This window comes from Dysgonomonas sp. BGC7, from assembly GCF_001261735.1.
GTDB lineage: Bacteria > Bacteroidota > Bacteroidia > Bacteroidales > Dysgonomonadaceae > Dysgonomonas.
Genome location: NZ_CVRP01000009.1, coordinates 97,237 through 115,555, shown reverse-complemented (window position 1 = coordinate 115,555; position 18,319 = coordinate 97,237). Strand labels below are relative to the sequence as shown.

Sequence of the window (18,319 nt, the reverse complement as noted above, 5' to 3'; positions counted from 1 at the left end):
CTTCTTATAGCTATTTCATGATTGTTAAAAGGTACGTATCTTTGTATTATTAAAACATTTAAAAATATAAATCTTATGGGACGAATAGCAAAAAAATTAACAGACCTGATCGGTAATACTCCTCTACTGGAACTGTCAAACTTTAATAAAAAGCACGGGTTAGAAGCTTCTGTTATAGGAAAACTTGAATATTTCAATCCAGCCTCGAGTGTAAAAGACCGTATAGCGAATGCAATGATAGAAGATGCTGAGGCTGCCGGAATATTAACTCCCGACAGTGAACTTATCGAGCCAACAAGTGGGAATACCGGTATCGGATTAGCTTTTGTGGCTGCTGCCAAAGGATATAAGCTAACTCTTACTATGCCCGAAACGATGAGTATAGAACGCAGAAATCTATTAAAAGCTCTAGGAGCTAATATAGTACTTACTCCTGGCCCTGATGGGATGAAAGGAGCTATTGCCAAAGCAGAAGAATTACAAAAAGAAAACTCTAAAGCAGTTATTCTACAACAGTTTGCAAATCCGGCAAATCCAGCCATACACAAAAAAACAACAGCAGAAGAAATATGGCGCGATACTGATGGCAAAGTAGACATCTTTGTTGCCGGAGTAGGAACAGGAGGTACTGTAAGCGGAGTAGGAGAAGTATTGAAAAAATACAATCCGAATGTAAAAATTATAGCTGTGGAACCGGCCGATTCACCTGTCCTTTCGGGAGGAAAACCAGGACCTCACAAGATACAAGGTATTGGCGCAGGATTTATACCTAAAACATATGATGCTTCTGTGGTAGATGAAGTGATACAAGTAGGAAATGATGATGCCATCCGTACCAGCAGGGAACTAGCTCGCGAAGAAGGCTTACTTGTTGGAATTTCATCCGGAGCAGCAACATACGCAGCAATACAGCTAGCTAAAAGAGCAGAAAATAAAGGCAAAAATATCGTAGTTATTTTACCTGATACAGGCGAACGATATCTATCAACTGTATTATACGCCTTTGAAGAATATCCTCTATAAAATAAATTCCGATTGTTTGGTTATATTAATTTATCATCGAGTAATCAGCATATATACTGGTTACTCTTTTTTTAATCCGAAATATTATGAGTAATTATAAGTTTGAAACATTGCAAGTACATGCAGGACAAGAGAAAGAGCCTGTTACAAATTCACGGGCTGTGCCTATCTATCAAACCAGCTCCTATACATTTAATGATGCACAACATGGTGCAGACCTTTTTGGTCTCAGAAAGTTTGGGAATATATATACCCGACTTATGAATCCGACTACTGATGTCTTTGAGAAACGAATAGCTGCACTCGAAGGAGGAGCCTCGGCTTTAGCCACATCATCGGGACAGTCTGCACAGTTTATTGCTCTGAACAACATCTTATCCAGTGGTGACAATTTCGTCTCCACATCTCACCTCTATGGAGGAACATACAATCAGTTTAAGATACAATTCAAGCGTCTTGGGGTAGAGGCGCGCTTTACTCCAAATGATGAACCAGCATCGTTCGAAAAACTAATAGACGATAAAACAAAAGCGTTATATCTGGAAACAATTGGAAATCCAGACTTGAACATTCCTGATTTTGAAGCAATAGCAGCCATTGCTGACAAACATAATATTCCGCTGGTAGTAGATAATACTTTTGGAGCAGGAGGATATCTTTTCCGTCCATTGGAGCATGGAGCTTCGGTTGTAGTAGAAAGTGCTACAAAATGGATTGGAGGGCATGGAACATCTCTTGGAGGAATCATAATCGACAGTGGTAAATTCAACTGGGGCAATGGTAAATTTCCTGAGTTTACAGAGCCTTCGGAGAGCTATCACGGTCTTGTATTTTGGGATGTCTTTGGCGCAAGCGGGCCTTTTGGCAATATTGCATTTACAATACGTGCTCGTGTCGAAGGTCTTCGCGACTGGGGAAACACTATTAGTCCATTCAATTCATGGTTGTTGATCCAAGGCCTAGAAACGCTATCGCTACGAGTTGAACGCCATGTAGAAAATGCCCTTGCTGTGGCAAAATGGCTGGAGCAGCATCCAAAAGTTGAATATGTTAATTATCCCGGACTGGAAAGCAGTCCATACCACTCTTTAGCAAAGAAATATCTAAAGAAAGGTTATGGAGGCGTATTGTCTTTCAAAGTAAAAGGAGAAGGAGAGAACGCTGATAAGATAATAAATTCCTTGAGCCTTATAAGCCACTTGGCAAACGTAGGAGATGCCAAATCTTTGATTATTCACCCTGCTGCCACCACACATGAACAACTGTCTGAAAACGAAAAAAAAGTAGCCGGAGCTATTCCGGGTCTGCTTCGCCTATCTGTGGGAATAGAGAACATAGAAGATATAAAATCGGATCTGGATCAGGCTCTAAGCAAAATATAAGCAACTATACTATATTATACAATAAAATAAGCCTTCTGAATTGTCAGGAGGCTTATTTTTTATATATTAAATAGAAAGAATTAGTCTACAATCCCTAATTTTGTTTTAACCGCTTTGCTGGCGTCTACAGCATGAGTTCCGATATGAAGTAATGTAGCTGCATCAAGAATATAAGTATAACTATTCTCGTTACCAACTTCTTTTATTGCGTCTCTCATTTTTTGTTGTACCGGAGCAATCAGAGCTTGTTGTTCTTTTTCTAGTTCTGCCTGACTATCCTGGATAAATTTCTGATATCTCTGTTGAAGATTCTCCAATTGAGTTTGTCTATCTAATATGATGCTATCAGTAAGACTATCTGATGGCGTTGTCTTAAATTTTTCCACCAAGTCATTATACTCTTTTTCTATTGCAGCTGCATTCTTTCTTATAGTTTCACTTTTTGCAGCAAGTTTTGTTTCTATTTCTTTTAGTTGTGGCATCTTAGAAAAGATTTCATTGGCATTGATATATGCAAATTTATCTTGAGCGAAGATTGTAACGGGAGCTATTACAAGAAGTAACAGAATCAGTTTTTTAAACATAATTATAAGTTCTTTTTTAGTGGTTAATTCTATATTATTTAAGGGAACAAATATAAATAATTATTTTGAATATCCGAGTTTTGCAAGTACTTCATTACTAATATCTATTCTCGGAGAAGCGAATATAACACTTTCGGCCGAAGCACGATCGAGAATCAGCTGATAGCCTTTAGCCTCCGATATCTCTTTCACAGCATTATATATATCATCCTGTATAGGTTTCACTAGTGCTTCTTTCTTCTTAAAAAGCTCTCCTTCAGGACCAAAGTACTTACGATTGAGATCTTGCACACTTTTCTCTTTTGCTACAATCTCATTTTCCCTTTTTGTTTTTTGTTCTGCAGAAAGAAATACCAAATCGGATTGGTAAGACTTATACATATTCTTCACCTCTTGCTGAACTTTTTCCACTTCACCCTGCCACTTTTTAGACATGACATCGAGTTGTTCCTGAGCTGTTTCATAACTACTGATATTCTTAAGGATATAATCCATGTCTATCAATGCAAATTTTTGAGCATAAGTACCTGTTGCAATTCCAACAAATAAAGCAAACAATAAAATTATTCTTTTCATAATGGTCAATCTTTAGTAATATATATTAGACAGCCAGTTGATACTTTTGTTTATTCTATCTAAGGTAAATAATGTTAATTAATATAGCCGTATGTTAGAACTCCTGACCTATAACAAAGTGGAACTGACTACCGCTACTATCTCGACTACCTCTTATCGGGTCAAACCCGTATGCCCAGTCTATACCCATCAAACCTATCATAGGCAACATAATACGAGCTCCGAATCCGGCAGAACGCTTCAAGTCGAATGGATTGAATTTACCTAAATCTCTCCACGCATTACCTGCTTCAACAAAAGACAGAAGATAAATTGTAGAAGAAGGTTCCAGTATCAAAGGATATCTCAACTCCAGAGCAAGTCTTGTATATGCACTAGCCTGTGTCTCCAGTGAACCGTTTTCATACCCTCTCAATCCGATTGTCTCTGTTGCATATGTGCTCGAGTAACCCGACATTCCGTCTCCCCCCATATAGAAAGTCTCGAATGGAGATTTTTTATTTTTATTGAAGTAACCTACAAATCCATACTCAGCACGAGTCATCAACACAGGAGTGCGTTTTGTATCGTACAATGAAGTAAAGGTCTTTGCCTTGAATTTCCATTTATGATACTCGATCCATTTAAATTTCTCAGGAGACTCATAGTAGTTATCAATAAGTTTCATTGAAGCATAATCTTTTCCATCAAATGATGAGAAAGGAGGTGTTATTTGTAAGCTCAACGAAATATCTGTTCCTCGACGTGTATAGGTTGGATTATCAATAGAGCGTCTGCTCACCGATAAGTTTACACTCAGGTTGTTCGCACTTCCGTCTTTTACTATAAAGTAAGCCCAATCTTTCATTCTATATAGCTGATAAGATAACTCTGCCTGCACATAGAAATAGTCATCAGGCCAACTTAGACGCTTACCATAACCAACCGAAGCTCCGATCATCTGAATAGATTTATTAGGGTCTGCTCCGATACTATAGTCTCCTCCATAGCTATTGCCATAGTTACTACCATACATAGAGTATGGATTATAGTAACCATATGCATTATTCAAATAACGGCTATTAATATCTGTTTGCTTAGAGTAATAGGCACCTACCGAAAGAGAGTTAGGGCGTTTGCCTCCAAACCACGGATCCATAAATGAAATAGAGTATGACTGATAAAACTTGGCGTTTGTTTGGGCACTCAATACCAGAGTCTGCCCTTCTCCCTGAGGGATAATTCCTTTGTATGATTTAGGATTCAATAAGTTCTTTAATGAGAAGTTAGAGAATTTAAGACTTAACTTACCTATTACACCGGTTTGCCCCCATCCTGCCGAAAACTCGACCTGATCATTTGCTTTCGATGTTAGAGGAAGCCCTACATCAACTGTACCGGATTCCGGATCGGGAACTATACTAGGATTAAGATTTTCCGGATCGAAATGCCCTGTCTGCGCAATTTCACGCAACGATCTTACAATATCATCTCGGCTGTAAAGAGCTCCGGGTTTGATGCGAAGTTCGCGACGAACAACATCTTCATAAACCCTATCGTTACCTGATATTGTAACTTTACGTATAGATGCCTGCGGTCCCTCCGTAATCCTTATTTCGAGATTTATAGAGTCCTTTTCTATATTTACCTCTACAGGGTCTGCATTTGAAAATATATATCCGTTATTTTGATAGAACATATTTATAACGGCATCGTCATCCATAGAAAGCCGTTCGGTAAGTTTCTTCTGATTATATACATCACCGGGCTTCATATTCAATACAGCTTGCAATTTCCATGTCGGCTCTATTGTATTACCCACCCATTTTATTTCTTTGATAAAATAACGCTGGCCTTCATCCACTTTTATGTCAACATTTACCTTCTCCGGCTTATCAGGCGATGTATAAACTGTATCCCACAAAATAGTAGCATCACGATATCCTAATTCATTATATTTTGCAATAAGATGCTCTTTGTCTTCTTCATAATTCTCCGGAACATATTTAGTTGACCTCAAGAAGTTTCTCAACCATGCTTTGAAGTTGCTTTTGTGGCGAGTTTTCTTCATCGCTTTTTCCAAAGTACTGGCGCTCACCTCTGTATTACCTTCAATAGCAATCGTATTTACTTTTGTTTTGTTCTTCTTTATTACATCTATATTGAGAATAACATGATTTTCTTTCGACAAATCAGGTTTCTCTGTAATATTTATCTCAGCCTTATTAAAGCCTTTTTCGTCAAAATATTTCTTAATTATGGTTTTGGCTCTATCCATCTGATTAGGAGTAATCTGCAAGCTCTTAACCATACCGATTTTAGACTCAATATCCTGTCTCTCACCTTTTTTCATTCCCGAATATATTATATCCGAAATACGAGGACGTTCTTTTAAGACTATATCGAGCCAGATTTTATTATCTTCTATTTTTGTTGCCAGTATTTTCACATCTGAGAACAAGCCTTGCTTCCAAAAACGCTTTATAGCATTTGTTATTTCGGCTCCCGGCACCTCTATTTTATCACCTACCTGCAACTGAGCAAAACCCAGAATTGTGTAGTCTTCGTACATAGGATTTTGGATACCAACAACCTTGATATCTGCTATTTCATACTTACGACTGTTATTGTATGATATAACAGGTAAATTATCAGCACTCTCCTGAAGAGCTTTATTGATATTCTTAATCTCGGTGCTATCTGCTTTTTGTGCCTGAGCAACTATAGAAGAGGAGAATAAGACAATAAACAAAATGAATAATCCTTTCTTGAACATATAGTAGATGGTTTCTTTCTTTATATTATTATTAGTGTTGGTCTCTAACTAAATTATGATTTCTTTGAAATTTGTTCACTGGTCTTTCCAAATCTGCGCTCCCGACTCTGATAGTCTACAATTGCCCGATAGAGAGATTCTTCATTAAAGTCTGGCCACAGTTCTTCTGTAAAATAAAGCTCTGAATAGGCTATTTGCCAAAGAAGAAAGTTGCTCACACGAAGCTCGCCTCCTGTACGAACAAGGATATCAGGGTTCGGAATACCTTTCGTCGAAAGATGTGATTCTATCAACTCTTCGTTAATCTCTTTATCTGTAAGTTTTCCAAGGCCTACATCGTGTACTATATCTTTTAGAGCTTTTGTTATTTCCCATTTGGAAGAATAACTCAAAGCCAGTATAACAGTAGTTCCTGTACAAACCGATGTTGTCTGCAAACAATGATCTAATGCTTCTTTAGTCGCTACTGGCAAACGGTCTATATCCCCAATCACTTTAACTCGGATATTATTCTTAACCAGTTCGGGAGTTTCATTCGCAACAGCTTGTATCATTAAAGCCATCAAAGCATTAACTTCCTCTTCTGGTCTTTTCCAATTTTCGGTAGAAAATGTATAAAGTGTAAGATAGGGAATCTCAGCCCGAGATGCCCCTTCAATAGCCCGGCGAACAGCCGAAACACCTTCTTTGTGGCCAAACGTACGATCCAAGTTACGTTGTTTTGCCCACCGTCCGTTGCCATCCATTATAACAGCAATGTGTTTAGGTAATCGCGTTTTATCTATTTGGTCAATATATGACATCTATACTTATTTTTTATTAATCTATATTTAAACAAGGACATACTCTTGCTCCGAAATTCCAGGTTACGCTTATCATTGTCAAAGAATACCAATCATTATTCTTTAATATATTCCCTTTTATTTTATATGGTTCTTCCAAGTCGAAATCAGTTCGTTCTGTAACATCGAAAGAATCACTAAACAACTTACGGAACGAGAACTCAAAGCCTAGATTAAGTCTATCCCTTATTTTATATTTAACCCCTATCCCTATAGGAATATTCGCATCAAGATATTTTTTGTCTCCCGATCCAAAAGTAATACCTAAACCAGTAAATACATAGGGAGAAATACGTTTGGTTCCCAAATAAGCAAATTTATCACTATAATTAAAAAAATTAAACTCTATCTGGCTCCCCAATTCATAGAACATACGACTAAAGGAAGTCTGCTGTCCTAGAGGAAATTTATTCCCCGAATCGCGGGTATCACCCGAAACCTTACCTATCACCAGATTACTTTTTATAGACCATCTCAAATCTTTATTGTACCGAAATACAATCCCAGCTGAGAGTCCCGGATGCTGATAAAGCTTGCTTTTGTTGGCATCCCCCATATAAAATGAGGTTCCCGCCATACCTCCTATTTCATACTTATAGTCATCTTGCGCCATTATCTGATTTGAAAGAAACAGAGAATATAGTATGGATAGGATAGTAGTTAAATATATTTTCTTATTCATTTTCTAATCTAATCCTGATTCTATTATTCTTTAGAACGCAAAAAGCAACATAAAAAGTATATAGGCCAAAGACTTTAATTTATTTAGTATAAAGCTTATTCAGTCTGCCTTTCCATATTGTTGACGGCACTGAACCTGATCCTGTTACTCCACCGAATATCCAGATATAATTTTTATCATCTACTATTATCGACTGTCCAGATGCATTAGGCACAAGAGGATCTACAAATTGCTCTTTAGAAGGAGCCTCTGCCCATTTGAAAGAGAAACCTGACTTATAGAAGATCTTCTTTGTTAAAGCATAGAAATATCCATCGTAAACGAAAGTGACAATTCCTTCATTTGCCGCAAAAATAGAATTCTTCGATGCCACAGATACCTGCAACACGTTAGTATCGCTTACTCTAAACATCCAAGTGTCATTAGAATTCACTCCACTTTTTGTTTTACCTGCGGTAACGGCAAGCATATTTAGATTCTGATTTTTACGATCAAAGTTGACAGAAGAAGAAAATACGGAGAATGGAACACCCTTTTGAACTGAATTACCATCCAACTCAGTCGAAGTCAATGCTCGGACAATTTGCATAGACGAGCTATAATCAGCAAAAGTTGCAAATTCATTATTTTCGGTTATAACCAAAAGCTTATCTTCATCTCCATCTGATGCTAGTCCCGGCACTACACCTAATATTGTAAGGACATTACTTTGTTTCAAAGTCCAGTTTATTCCATCTGTAGAATTATAAACATTATGAGCTTTATCTAAAGCATAAAAGTTATCTTTAAATAATGTCATACTTCCCAATTCTACATTATTGGCATTCAAACCCGAAACCATCTGTTTATTATCATAAGCAGCTGAAGTTGTAGTAGCCTTTCTTATATAGAATGCATTATCTTCATCAATAGAGAACGTATAGAAACTTGTTCCTTTCAGTACAGTTTTTTGCTGTTTAACAGTTGACGGGAGGGACAAGGCCTGTGGCGCCCAAATAAGAGTATCCGGATCAACCTGATGCACTCTTAAATCAAGTGTATATTCTTTTTTACTTAATCCATCTGCGGCAGTAACCAGAAATTTAGGAGTAGCAATGGAAAAATCTACAGAATCTGTTGTATTCCATTCCATTATGGTATCCGGATATACCAAATGAATAGAACTGGTACCCGATGTGGAAAAAGCCAATGTTGCATAGAACTTTCTCATAGCCGTTCTATAAGGGAGGGAATCAGCATTATAGATCAATAGCTTGAACTGATCTATAGAGAACTTTGTTTTGGCTATCTGCGGATAAGTTGTAGAATCCAAAGCATTGTTAGGTTTTGCAGCTAACTTGAAGGAATAAATCTGAGCATCAGAAGAACTTCCTATTGTTGTTGTCGTTTCTTCGTCGTCGCTACAAGAACTGATAGTTAAAGCGGCTAAAACAAAAAGAAGCAAGAATTTAGTAATTTGCCTAAATTTCATTAGTTTAAATAAGTTTATTCAAATATCAATTTGCAAAAATAGAAAGAATTTCGGCTTACGCGTCAATAAATCTAATATTTATACAATTTTATAGTTACAAAAACCTTTCAGATGAACATGTTTAGACGTCCTCCAAAGATGTTCTTCCACAATAGCTCCGGCAATTTTTGGAGCCTTCACTCCCCCTCCAAACCTGATGTCTGAAGTTTCTATATATGCCTCATCCCATAATCCTTTATCGATCAGAGCCTGTAGCAGTTCGCTACCGCCTTCAACAAGCAGTGAATCAATATTATAATTATTCAATTTCGAAAAAATATTCTCGAATACATTTTCATTAAAATCAACAACTTCAAAGTGAACATTCTCCAGTCTTTTACCAGGTTCTTTTTCAGTAAAAATTATTGTTCTTACTTTCCCATCAAAGATATTGTACTGAGAAGGTATACGCAGAGTTCTATCAAGAACTACTCGTATCGGACTATTTCCACTCCAAAGCCGAGTGGTTAACGAAGGGTTATCTTTTATTGCTGTATTAGTACCTATCATGATTGCCCTCACTTCCGACCTCTTCTTATGCACAAGCATTTTAGAAAACTCATTGGATATTGGAGTAGGCTCAGCCTTATCTCCATCACCCCGATCTTTATCTATAAATCCGTCTTGGGTTTGTGCCCATTTAAGATAGATATAAGGACGCTTTTGGGTTTGAGACACAAAAAACTCTTTATTGAGTTCTATAGCCTCTGCTTCTAACACCCCAACGACAACACTAACTCCGGCAGCTTTCAACATACTAACACCTCTTCCAGAAACAGCAGGGTAAGGATCTAAGCATGCAACTACGACACGAGGTATTTTCGAGTCGATAATCAACTGGGCACATGGAGGTGTTTTTCCATAATGAGAACAAGGCTCTAACGACACATATATCGTCGCCTCTTTCAATAGCGATTTATCTTTCACGCTACTTATAGCGTTTACTTCAGCATGAGCCTTACCGTACTGACGATGATAGCCTTCTCCTATTATTCTATCGTTATGTACAATCACCGCCCCCACCATCGGATTGGGGCTTACTGCACCTCTTCCATTAAGGGAGAGTTGCAAACATCTGTACATATACTTTTCGTCAATAGTCATCTTTTTCGAGTTTCTACATTCAGAAACGCAATAATTGTAAGTATATTTTATTTAAAAGACTTTTTATACAAGAATTAGCGTACAGCTATTACTTCTATCTCTACCATTGCCCCTTTAGGAAGATCTCTTGCAGCAAATGCAGAGCGAGCCGGGAATGAGCCGGAGAACTGTTCTGCATATACTTCATTCATTCCTCCAAAATAAGCTATATCAGCAAGCAGTACTGTAGTTTTAACTACATTATCCATAGTTAGTCCCGCTTCTGCCAGTATTGCTTTTATATTTTTAAACGATTGCTCTGTTTGCTCTTTTATTCCTCCGGAAGGAAATTCACCTGTAGACGGATCAATAGGTATCTGACCTGAAATGAATAACATTCCGTTCACTTCTATTGCCTGACTATAAGGGCCTATAGCCGCAGGGGCGTTAGTTGTTGCTATTACTTTTTTCATTATATCTATATTTAATTTGATTCTCTCTGACGTATTGCTTCATAAATGAGTACCCCGGCAGCTACCGATACATTCAGTGAACCGATGGTGCCAAACTGTGGAATCTTCACTAGATTATCTGCTATACGCAAGTTGTCATTCGATACACCAACATCTTCTGCTCCCATTACAAAAGCAACAGGTCCACGAAAATCAACCTTCGTATACATTTCAGCACCCCGTTCTGTAGCAGCAACTACTTTTATTCCGCTATTTTTAAGGAACTGAATGGCTTGAGTCAAGCTCTGTTCTTTGCACACGGGAATTTTAAGTAATGCTCCTGCAGATGTTTTTACAGCATCGGCATTTACTGTAACACTACCTTTAGCCGGTATCACTATTGCATTTACGCCTGCTACTTCGCAGGTTCGGGCAATAGCGCCAAAATTACGCACATCAGTCAGACCGTCTAAAACCAGAATAAAAGGATCTTTTCCATTCTCATATAAAAAAGGAACGATATCTTCAATTTTTTCGTACGTTATAGCTGATAAGAACGCTATTACTCCCTGATGATTTTTACGGGTAAACCTATCCAGCCGCTCGTTAGGAACACGTTGAACTGATATATTGTGAGTTTTAAGAACCGAAAACAACTCTTTAGACAAATCGCCTTGAAGCTCTCTTTTTACAATTACTTTATCTATTTCTTTTCCGGCTTCTATTGCTTCTATCACAGCACGTATACCGAAAATCATTTCTTTTTCTTTCATGTTTTTTCCTTTATATATTGTCGCTTTCTACAGAGTCTTATTCATTTTTCGCATCTATCCAAGACGAAATACACCTTCTATTTTTTTTCGTACTACATCACTTATCTTAGATGAGAACAAATATACGGCAAGTATGACTAATATGAAAATGATTATATATCATTTGCTAATTCATCTTTACAAATCTATTGTATATGTATCGTACACTATAACTCTTGCCCCGAATCCCTCTTTCTGAAAAACAAGCCCTTCGTTAAGAAACATACCTCCTTGTTCGGTAGATGTGCCATAGTCGAAATAAGCCTTATGCGGATATGCTATATTAATAATATAATCGATAACAATATCTACAGCACCTAAGCTCTTTCCGTCTGCCGTTGCTGCTATATATTGAATATGCGAAACCTTTTCTGTTTCGAAAACAACGCATCCTCCTAGAGTCTGATTGCTATCGGAAACTAAATACAGATGAATATTATCAGGAAACTTCTCTTTCAGATATACAATTTCTGTCAATGAGTGAACGGGCTGTACATTATGCCTCTCTTCCAAATTCTGAGACAGAATTTGCCAAAACAAAGCAAAATCACTAGACTCTTGAACAACCAATCCATTCTTCTCTGCCTTTTTCAAACTTCTCCGTCTTAGTTCCGAGTATCTCGGTTTATCTGACAAATAGATCGAAGATGATATACTTCGTGCCGAAAGAATAGCTTTGTACCGAAACAGAGCATACAGGTCCTCTTCTGCCGGCATATTATGATATATATGAGGGATTGCCTTATATACAACCTTTTTAATTCCCTGATGACGAAAAGTAACAGTAAGATGTTCAAAGATTTTCAGTACATCTACTGCTGTCGTTTTCGGACTCATTATCAGACCACCATATGTAAGCCCTTTGTGAGAATAATACACTTTGTTTTCTATATGGCCGGGCATTATTGCCACAAGAATATCATTGATATAAAACATAAGGGAATAATCATTAAACCGATCTTGGTGATATTCCATAAAATCTCTATAGAATAGAAATGTTCCATTCTTCGAGTTGCTTACAAACTCATCCCAGGCAACCTTATATTCAGGCTTATACAATTCAATCTTCATGCCTTCGATATTTTTTAAATTCGGAATATGTATTAATATAGCCTTCCTCATCATATATTTCGGAAGCCAGCACCAAACACGTAACATCTGAAGAATACGCCTTTTCTACAGCCCACACTCCAGGTGGAATGTAAAGTCCGTATGTAGGGCAGTTCAATAAAACCGTTTTCTTATTTGCTCCATCATTGAGTTCCACTTCGAAACTACCGATTGCTGCAATAAGCACCTCGTGACAATACTTATGAGCATGCATACCTCTTTCCGTCCCTAATGGAATATCATAAATATAAAATAATCGTTTTATATGGAATGGTATATTTTCGGAAGAGCTAACAGATGCAATATCTCCAGTATTGTTTTCTATGGTAGGAAGTTGAATGAGTGAGCAGTCAAATACAGTATATTCTTTTTCTCCGATGATTGGAGAATGTTTAGTGGCAGACTTCTTATATAGGGAACTGTATTCGCCACAAATATCTGACGCTATAATCAAACAACAAGTATTCGCAGAGAAGTTATCAAAACTCCAGTAGACTTTATTTGGAATATAAAGAGCATCACTAGGGCAACTGAGTGTGTATTTCCTTTTTTCCTGACCATCATTTAACAGAACATCTAAACTTCCAGAAAGGACTATGACGAACTTATATTGATCTCTGAAAACGAACCTCTCCTTGTCCTTCGGCACATCATAAATCCAATAAGCGCAAGATATATTAAAAGGAATATGATTTCCTGCCTCTAAAAAAGAAAGGGTTCCCCGTCGATCAACTATTTTGGGCAGCTCTATCAGCCTTTCTTTAGCCATAGCAACAAAGATTATCTAAGCCAAGGCTCAGGATTGAGTTTCGTCGTTTTTTGCCAAAGCTGAAAATGAATCTGAGATGCTCCCGTATCAGGGTCTGTATATACTTTCCCTAAAGATTGCCCTGTTTTTATTTTGTCTCCCTGCTTTACATATATACTTTCTATATTTCCATAAAAAGTATAATAATTGCCATGTCTCATTATAATACAGGTATTGTATCCGGGTATAGCAGCAACATACGTAACCTCTCCATTAAAGACAGCTTTAGCCTCAGCTCCGGCCTGTGAGCGTATATCTATACCGCTACTGGATGTAGTCACATTCCACTTACTATGTTGATGAGTACCAAATCGGGTAGTAATAACATAATTACCGGAAATAGGATAAGGCAGTTTACCTTTGTTGGAAGCGAAATTATTAGATAATACAACATTCTCAGAGGACATTTTTTTGCTAGGCACCGTAATGCTAGGCTTAGTTCTCTCTTTCGATTCTTTTCCTTTATTTCCTTTTGCAGCCTCTGCTTTAGCTTTTTCTTCCGCAATACGTTTTGCCTCTCGTTCCTGTCGGGCAACTTCTTCTGCTATGAGTTTAGCTATCTGCCTATCTAAAGCGTTAGCTTGTTGTTGCTTCTGATTAAGTATTTTTTGAAGGTCTTTTTGTTTTTTCTGAGCGTCCGTTACTTCTTTCTGATAATCGTCTTCTTCTTTTTTCAGATTAGTCTGCTCTGTTGTTCGCTGATTTAGCAATGCTGTTTTTTCAGTTTTTGTCTTACTTAAAGCTTCTTTTCTCTCCTTAAGATTAGCACTTTTCTCTTTTATTTCATTTGCCTGATCCTTTCTCCATTCAGAATAATCGCGTAAATAACGAAGTCTTCTATATGATTCGGTCAAAGATTTTCCCGACAACACAAATAAAATACGGTTTTCGCTCTGACGATTCTGTAACATTCCATCTATAGCTTTGGCATAGCTGCTTTGTTTATCTTTAAGTTCAGCCTCTAAGCTTACTATTTCAGCTTCGATACGTGTTTGCTCTACTCCTATACCTCCTATTTCTTGCTCCAGTAGTCCTAGTACTTTTTGTCTTGAAAATATTTGATTAGATATTAGTTTTATCCTGTCCAAAAGTGTATTTGTGCTCTTTCGGGTTTCGGTAAGGAGCTTATTTGTATTCGTAATTTCGAGCAAAGCCTCCTTCCTTTGCCTTTCCAGCTCTTTTATTCTCGAGGTCTGGGCAAAGGCAGAGATACCAAAAAGGAATATAAGTACAAAAACTAACAGTCTCATTTCAACTTTATATATGTCTCTATCAATTCAAGGATACTTACTTTTTTGTATTTAGAACTTACAGAATTATCTATATCAAAATCTTTATCAATCTCCAGTTTATCGAAAACAAAGCCCAGATTAAGGCGCTTCTTTGCAATATCCGCCTTAGCCATTATACTTGTAGGATAGGTACGACCGGCATCTTCTATAAAGTCACTATAAGTCCATTCTAAAGTAATATTTTTACCTCCATTGTATATCAGAGTAGATACAATATGATTAGAAGCATCTACTGCAAAGGTATACTTCATATTATTCTTATCTTTTGTCTGCAACATATACATTGTCTGTGTTGCAGAGATATCCATCTTATTATATTCAGACTTAGCTACATTTTTTTTTCCGGGAAGAAATAGCTTATTTGTGAATAATGCCTGTAAATTATAAAAATTAAAATCGAAGCTTTTTGCTAAAGCTGAATTCCTGAAATCTTCGGCTACGTATTGTCTATTTCTCCGATCGATAATGATTATACTATCAGGAGTTATCGTCATCCGCATAGCTTCTCCCCCTATAAAAGGGATTCGGACAGAGGCTTGCAATATACTGTCTTTAATCAATTTATATACAGCTGGAAGTTTCATACTTCCGTTCAGAGAGATACTTCCTTTAGAATAGATCGAATTATACTGAATCTCTGTATTTAAAACATCATCTATTACTTTTGTATGAGTTTTATTTTCCAGCTCAGCATTCTCCGAACTTACTATTTTTTTAGATTTACATCCGTTGAACAATAAAACAGAAAATACAATGGCTAATGCCAACAATATTTTATTTAGTCTATTCACTTCTATCATTATTCTGCAATGTAAGTTTTTGTTTCTATTTTTCTATCTAAAGTTTTCGATTTATTCTTTCCTTTTTCTTTAGCTTTTATCCAGTACTCTAAGGCTTTTTCCGGCTCATCGGTTTTATAAAGAACATCGCCATAGTGTTCTAACACCTCTTCGCTAATTTCTTCTTTTTTCTCTTCACTGTATTTTATTGCATTCTCAATATATATTTTTGCAATAACATAAGCTCCTTGCTCAAATAGTATCCAGCCATAAGTATCCAGATATGTTGGATTGGAAGGCTCTGCTTTTACAGTAATACTACTCATCTTTTCGGCCTTATTCAAATCTTTCTTTGCCACAGACAGAAAGTAACTGTAGTTATTCAACACACCCAGATTGTTAGGATTATAAGACAGAGCTTTGTCATAAAAAATAAATGCACTATCTGTCTTCTCTAAGTGATAATACAAGTCTCCTATTTGTCCATAAAAATCGGAAAGTAAGCTTTTATTATTTTCATCAACATACACAACTCCTTTTTGCAGCGCATCTAATGCATTGGAGTAGTCTTCTTTCATATATTCAGAAACCCCTAAATAGAAATAGAACTGTGGCTGATCGGTATTGTAGGATATTGCTTTTTTACAAACATCGATAGTCATATCTAAACTATCGGGAAAAACGGTTGAAAGCATTTGCTCCCATCCTACAGGATTCGTAGGATTGGCTTCGGCAAAAAGTTGATACTGAAATCTGGCATCATCTTTCTTATTCTGAATCATGAGGAGATTTCCATACATCAAGTTCAGTTTAGGCTCCTGCGGATGCTGTATCATCAACGTATCGAACAATGCATTTGCATCTTTCGTGTCTTTTTTTGTTTGCTGCAATGTACCAACATACTGTGCTAGAATAGCCAGTTTTGTGTCAATATCCATTTTAGGACTGATCAAAGCTGTCTGCAATTCGTTTTCTGCCGCTGCTTTATTATTTGTTTGTTCATAATATTGAGCCATAGACGAAATAAGGTACGGATCTTCCGGATCTATAGCCTTAGCTTTACTATATACTATAAATGCATCGTGAGTTTTACCTGCCTGCAGATACAAATCTCCAAGAAGAATCTGATAACGAATCTCTCGCGGATATTTATCTATATACTTCTGAATTTCGGCAAAAGCTTTCTTCTCTTGCTTCATCATTGTATACAACTGATACTTTTGAAGGCTGATTTTCTCATTAAGTCCTACTATTTGCTCTAGCTTATCTAAAGTAGCCACCGCATTCGGAAGATCACCATCCATACGATACGATTCTGATAAGTAAACATACAATTCCGTATCGTCAGGGTCTTCTTGTACCAGCTTTTCGAATTGATCTATTGCATCACTATACTGCTTAAACTCTAAACAAAGAGAGGCGTAAGCCATATTGTAGGAATAATTATCACCAGCATAACTAACAGCCTTGCGATAATAATCTAATGCTTTACTTTTGCTATCTATTGAATTATAGTAATTTCCAAGCTCATATAATACATTTGCATTAGCCGAATCTATAGCCATACAGTATTTGAGATAGTCGTATACGACATCGTATTTACCTAAGGATTTAGCATTCATGGCCTCATAGAAGAAGTAATCGAACTTACGCCGATTGTCTTCTTGTCCAGCTTGTGTAAGATCTGTCTTTATCGAATCTTTGTTTTGTGCAAAAGCAAATGCACATGATACTAAATAGAAGAATATATAAACAAATATTTTTCTTTGCATTCTAAGCCTGTTACTATATTATTGTTTTCCTGTATGTCCAAAGCCTCCGGTTCCGCGCTCGGTTTCGTTAATTTCTTCAACTTCGATCCATTCTACCTGAGAATGAGCAGCAATTACCATCTGACAAATCCTTTCACCATCGTTTATAACAAATTCATCATTTGATAAGTTGACTAATATAACGCGGATTTCTCCTCTATAGTCTGCATCTATAGTTCCCGGAGAATTCAAAACCGTTAACCCATGCTTAAAGGCAAGTCCGCTACGGGGACGAATTTGCGCCTCATATCCTTGCGGCAGTTCCAGAAACAGTCCTGTGGGAACAAGAACTCTCTCCAATGGTTTTAGAATTATAGAATCTGTTATATTAGCCCTAAGATCAACCCCTGCTGAATACGGAGTTGCATATTGGGGCAAAGGATGATGGGATTTATTGATAACTTTTACTTCCATTTTCAAATTATATATTTATTGCTGCGAAATTAGTTAAATCTTTGCAATCTATTCTGTTAATTGATAAAAATTAAGAAATTAACATCCAAACGATTATTCTCTTGTTATTTTTTTTAGAAAAATATTCTCAATTTGTTTTGCAGTATCAAAAATTTACATACCTTTGCATCGCATTTGGGAGAAAATGCAACCCTAAACAAAAGGGGCGTTTAGCTCAGCTGGTTCAGAGCATCTGCCTTACAAGCAGAGGGTCGGCGGTTCGAATCCGTCAACGCCCACAAAATGGTAAAAAGGTCAAAAGCCACAAAATGCCAAACAAAGACATAAAGTCTGTTAGTCAGTAGATTAACAGACTTTTTTCTTTTTCACCAAAGCCAATAAAAGTCACTAAAAGACAGTAGTTG

The 18,319-nt window shown here is 36.9% G+C and carries 17 protein-coding genes and 1 tRNA gene; 3 read left to right on the top strand and 15 right to left on the bottom strand.

Annotated features, from left to right (window positions below):
• Positions 1 to 75 precede the first annotated feature (75 nt).
• Together cysK and BGC7_RS09085 are read left to right on the top strand one after the other, a co-directional pair.
• Positions 76 to 1,023: a cysteine synthase A gene (gene cysK / locus BGC7_RS09090; protein WP_050701266.1), complete on the top strand. Its 948-nt coding sequence runs from the start codon at positions 76 to 78 to the stop codon at positions 1,021 to 1,023.
• Positions 1,024 to 1,109: 86 nt separating this feature from the next.
• Positions 1,110 to 2,405 carry an O-acetylhomoserine aminocarboxypropyltransferase/cysteine synthase family protein gene (locus tag BGC7_RS09085; protein ID WP_050701265.1) on the top strand — a complete coding sequence of 432 codons (1,296 nt, stop codon included), beginning with the start codon at positions 1,110 to 1,112 and terminating at the stop codon, positions 2,403 to 2,405.
• Positions 2,406 to 2,485: 80 nt separating this feature from the next.
• On the opposite strand, the gene BGC7_RS09080 is transcribed toward BGC7_RS09085, so the two are convergent.
• The 15 genes from BGC7_RS09080 to dut form a co-directional block, all read right to left on the bottom strand.
• Complete coding sequence (locus tag BGC7_RS09080) at positions 2,486 to 2,989, bottom strand: OmpH/Skp family outer membrane protein (RefSeq protein ID WP_050701264.1); 504 nt, start codon at positions 2,987 to 2,989, stop codon at positions 2,486 to 2,488.
• A gap of 60 nt (positions 2,990 to 3,049) precedes the next feature.
• Positions 3,050 to 3,565 carry an OmpH/Skp family outer membrane protein gene (locus tag BGC7_RS09075; protein WP_050701263.1) on the bottom strand — a complete coding sequence of 172 codons (516 nt, stop codon included), beginning with the start codon at positions 3,563 to 3,565 and terminating at the stop codon, positions 3,050 to 3,052.
• 94 nt (positions 3,566 to 3,659) lie between these two features.
• Positions 3,660 to 6,320: an outer membrane protein assembly factor BamA gene (bamA, locus tag BGC7_RS09070; protein WP_050701262.1), complete on the bottom strand. Its 2,661-nt coding sequence runs from the start codon at positions 6,318 to 6,320 to the stop codon at positions 3,660 to 3,662.
• A 53-nt stretch (positions 6,321 to 6,373) separates the two neighbouring features.
• Entirely contained in the window at positions 6,374 to 7,123 is a 750-nt protein-coding gene (locus BGC7_RS09065) for an isoprenyl transferase (RefSeq protein WP_050701261.1), read from the bottom strand.
• Positions 7,124 to 7,139: 16 nt separating this feature from the next.
• The gene (locus BGC7_RS09060; protein WP_050701260.1) at positions 7,140 to 7,844 is read right to left on the bottom strand and encodes a type IX secretion system protein PorG; all 705 of its coding nucleotides are present in this window, start codon (positions 7,842 to 7,844) and stop codon (positions 7,140 to 7,142) included.
• Positions 7,845 to 7,923: 79 nt separating this feature from the next.
• A complete protein-coding gene (locus tag BGC7_RS09055) occupies positions 7,924 to 9,315 on the bottom strand; it encodes a DUF6242 domain-containing protein (RefSeq protein WP_050701259.1) in 1,392 nt (463 codons plus the stop codon).
• A 78-nt stretch (positions 9,316 to 9,393) separates the two neighbouring features.
• Entirely contained in the window at positions 9,394 to 10,458 is a 1,065-nt protein-coding gene (ribD, locus tag BGC7_RS09050; RefSeq protein WP_050701258.1) for a bifunctional diaminohydroxyphosphoribosylaminopyrimidine deaminase/5-amino-6-(5-phosphoribosylamino)uracil reductase RibD, read from the bottom strand.
• Between the two features lie 74 nt (positions 10,459 to 10,532).
• Positions 10,533 to 10,910: a RidA family protein gene (locus BGC7_RS09045; RefSeq protein ID WP_050701257.1), complete on the bottom strand. Its 378-nt coding sequence runs from the start codon at positions 10,908 to 10,910 to the stop codon at positions 10,533 to 10,535.
• 11 nt (positions 10,911 to 10,921) lie between these two features.
• Entirely contained in the window at positions 10,922 to 11,662 is a 741-nt protein-coding gene (rlmB, locus tag BGC7_RS09040) for a 23S rRNA (guanosine(2251)-2'-O)-methyltransferase RlmB (protein WP_050701256.1), read from the bottom strand.
• 177 nt (positions 11,663 to 11,839) lie between these two features.
• A complete protein-coding gene (locus tag BGC7_RS09035) occupies positions 11,840 to 12,772 on the bottom strand; it encodes a GNAT family N-acetyltransferase (RefSeq protein WP_050701255.1) in 933 nt (310 codons plus the stop codon).
• Entirely contained in the window at positions 12,762 to 13,580 is an 819-nt protein-coding gene (locus BGC7_RS17645) for a WxcM-like domain-containing protein (protein WP_082206597.1), read from the bottom strand. The genes BGC7_RS09035 and BGC7_RS17645 overlap by 11 nt, the downstream gene beginning before the upstream one ends.
• 11 nt (positions 13,581 to 13,591) lie before the next feature.
• A complete protein-coding gene (locus BGC7_RS09025; RefSeq protein ID WP_050701254.1) occupies positions 13,592 to 14,869 on the bottom strand; it encodes a murein hydrolase activator EnvC family protein in 1,278 nt (425 codons plus the stop codon).
• Complete coding sequence (locus tag BGC7_RS09020) at positions 14,866 to 15,711, bottom strand: lipoprotein insertase outer membrane protein LolB1 (RefSeq protein ID WP_050701253.1); 846 nt, start codon at positions 15,709 to 15,711, stop codon at positions 14,866 to 14,868. Before BGC7_RS09020 ends, BGC7_RS09025 begins: the two co-directional genes overlap by 4 nt.
• Complete coding sequence (locus BGC7_RS09015) at positions 15,711 to 17,462, bottom strand: tetratricopeptide repeat protein (RefSeq protein WP_050701252.1); 1,752 nt, start codon at positions 17,460 to 17,462, stop codon at positions 15,711 to 15,713. The genes BGC7_RS09020 and BGC7_RS09015 overlap by 1 nt, the downstream gene beginning before the upstream one ends.
• Before the next feature lie 18 nt (positions 17,463 to 17,480).
• Positions 17,481 to 17,915 (bottom strand): dUTP diphosphatase, encoded by a 435-nt coding sequence (gene dut / locus BGC7_RS09010; RefSeq protein ID WP_050701251.1) that lies wholly within the window; start codon positions 17,913 to 17,915, stop codon positions 17,481 to 17,483.
• 203 nt (positions 17,916 to 18,118) lie between these two features.
• Here dut and BGC7_RS09005 point away from each other — a divergent pair.
• Positions 18,119 to 18,193, top strand: a tRNA-Val gene (locus BGC7_RS09005).
• Positions 18,194 to 18,319 lie beyond the last annotated feature (126 nt).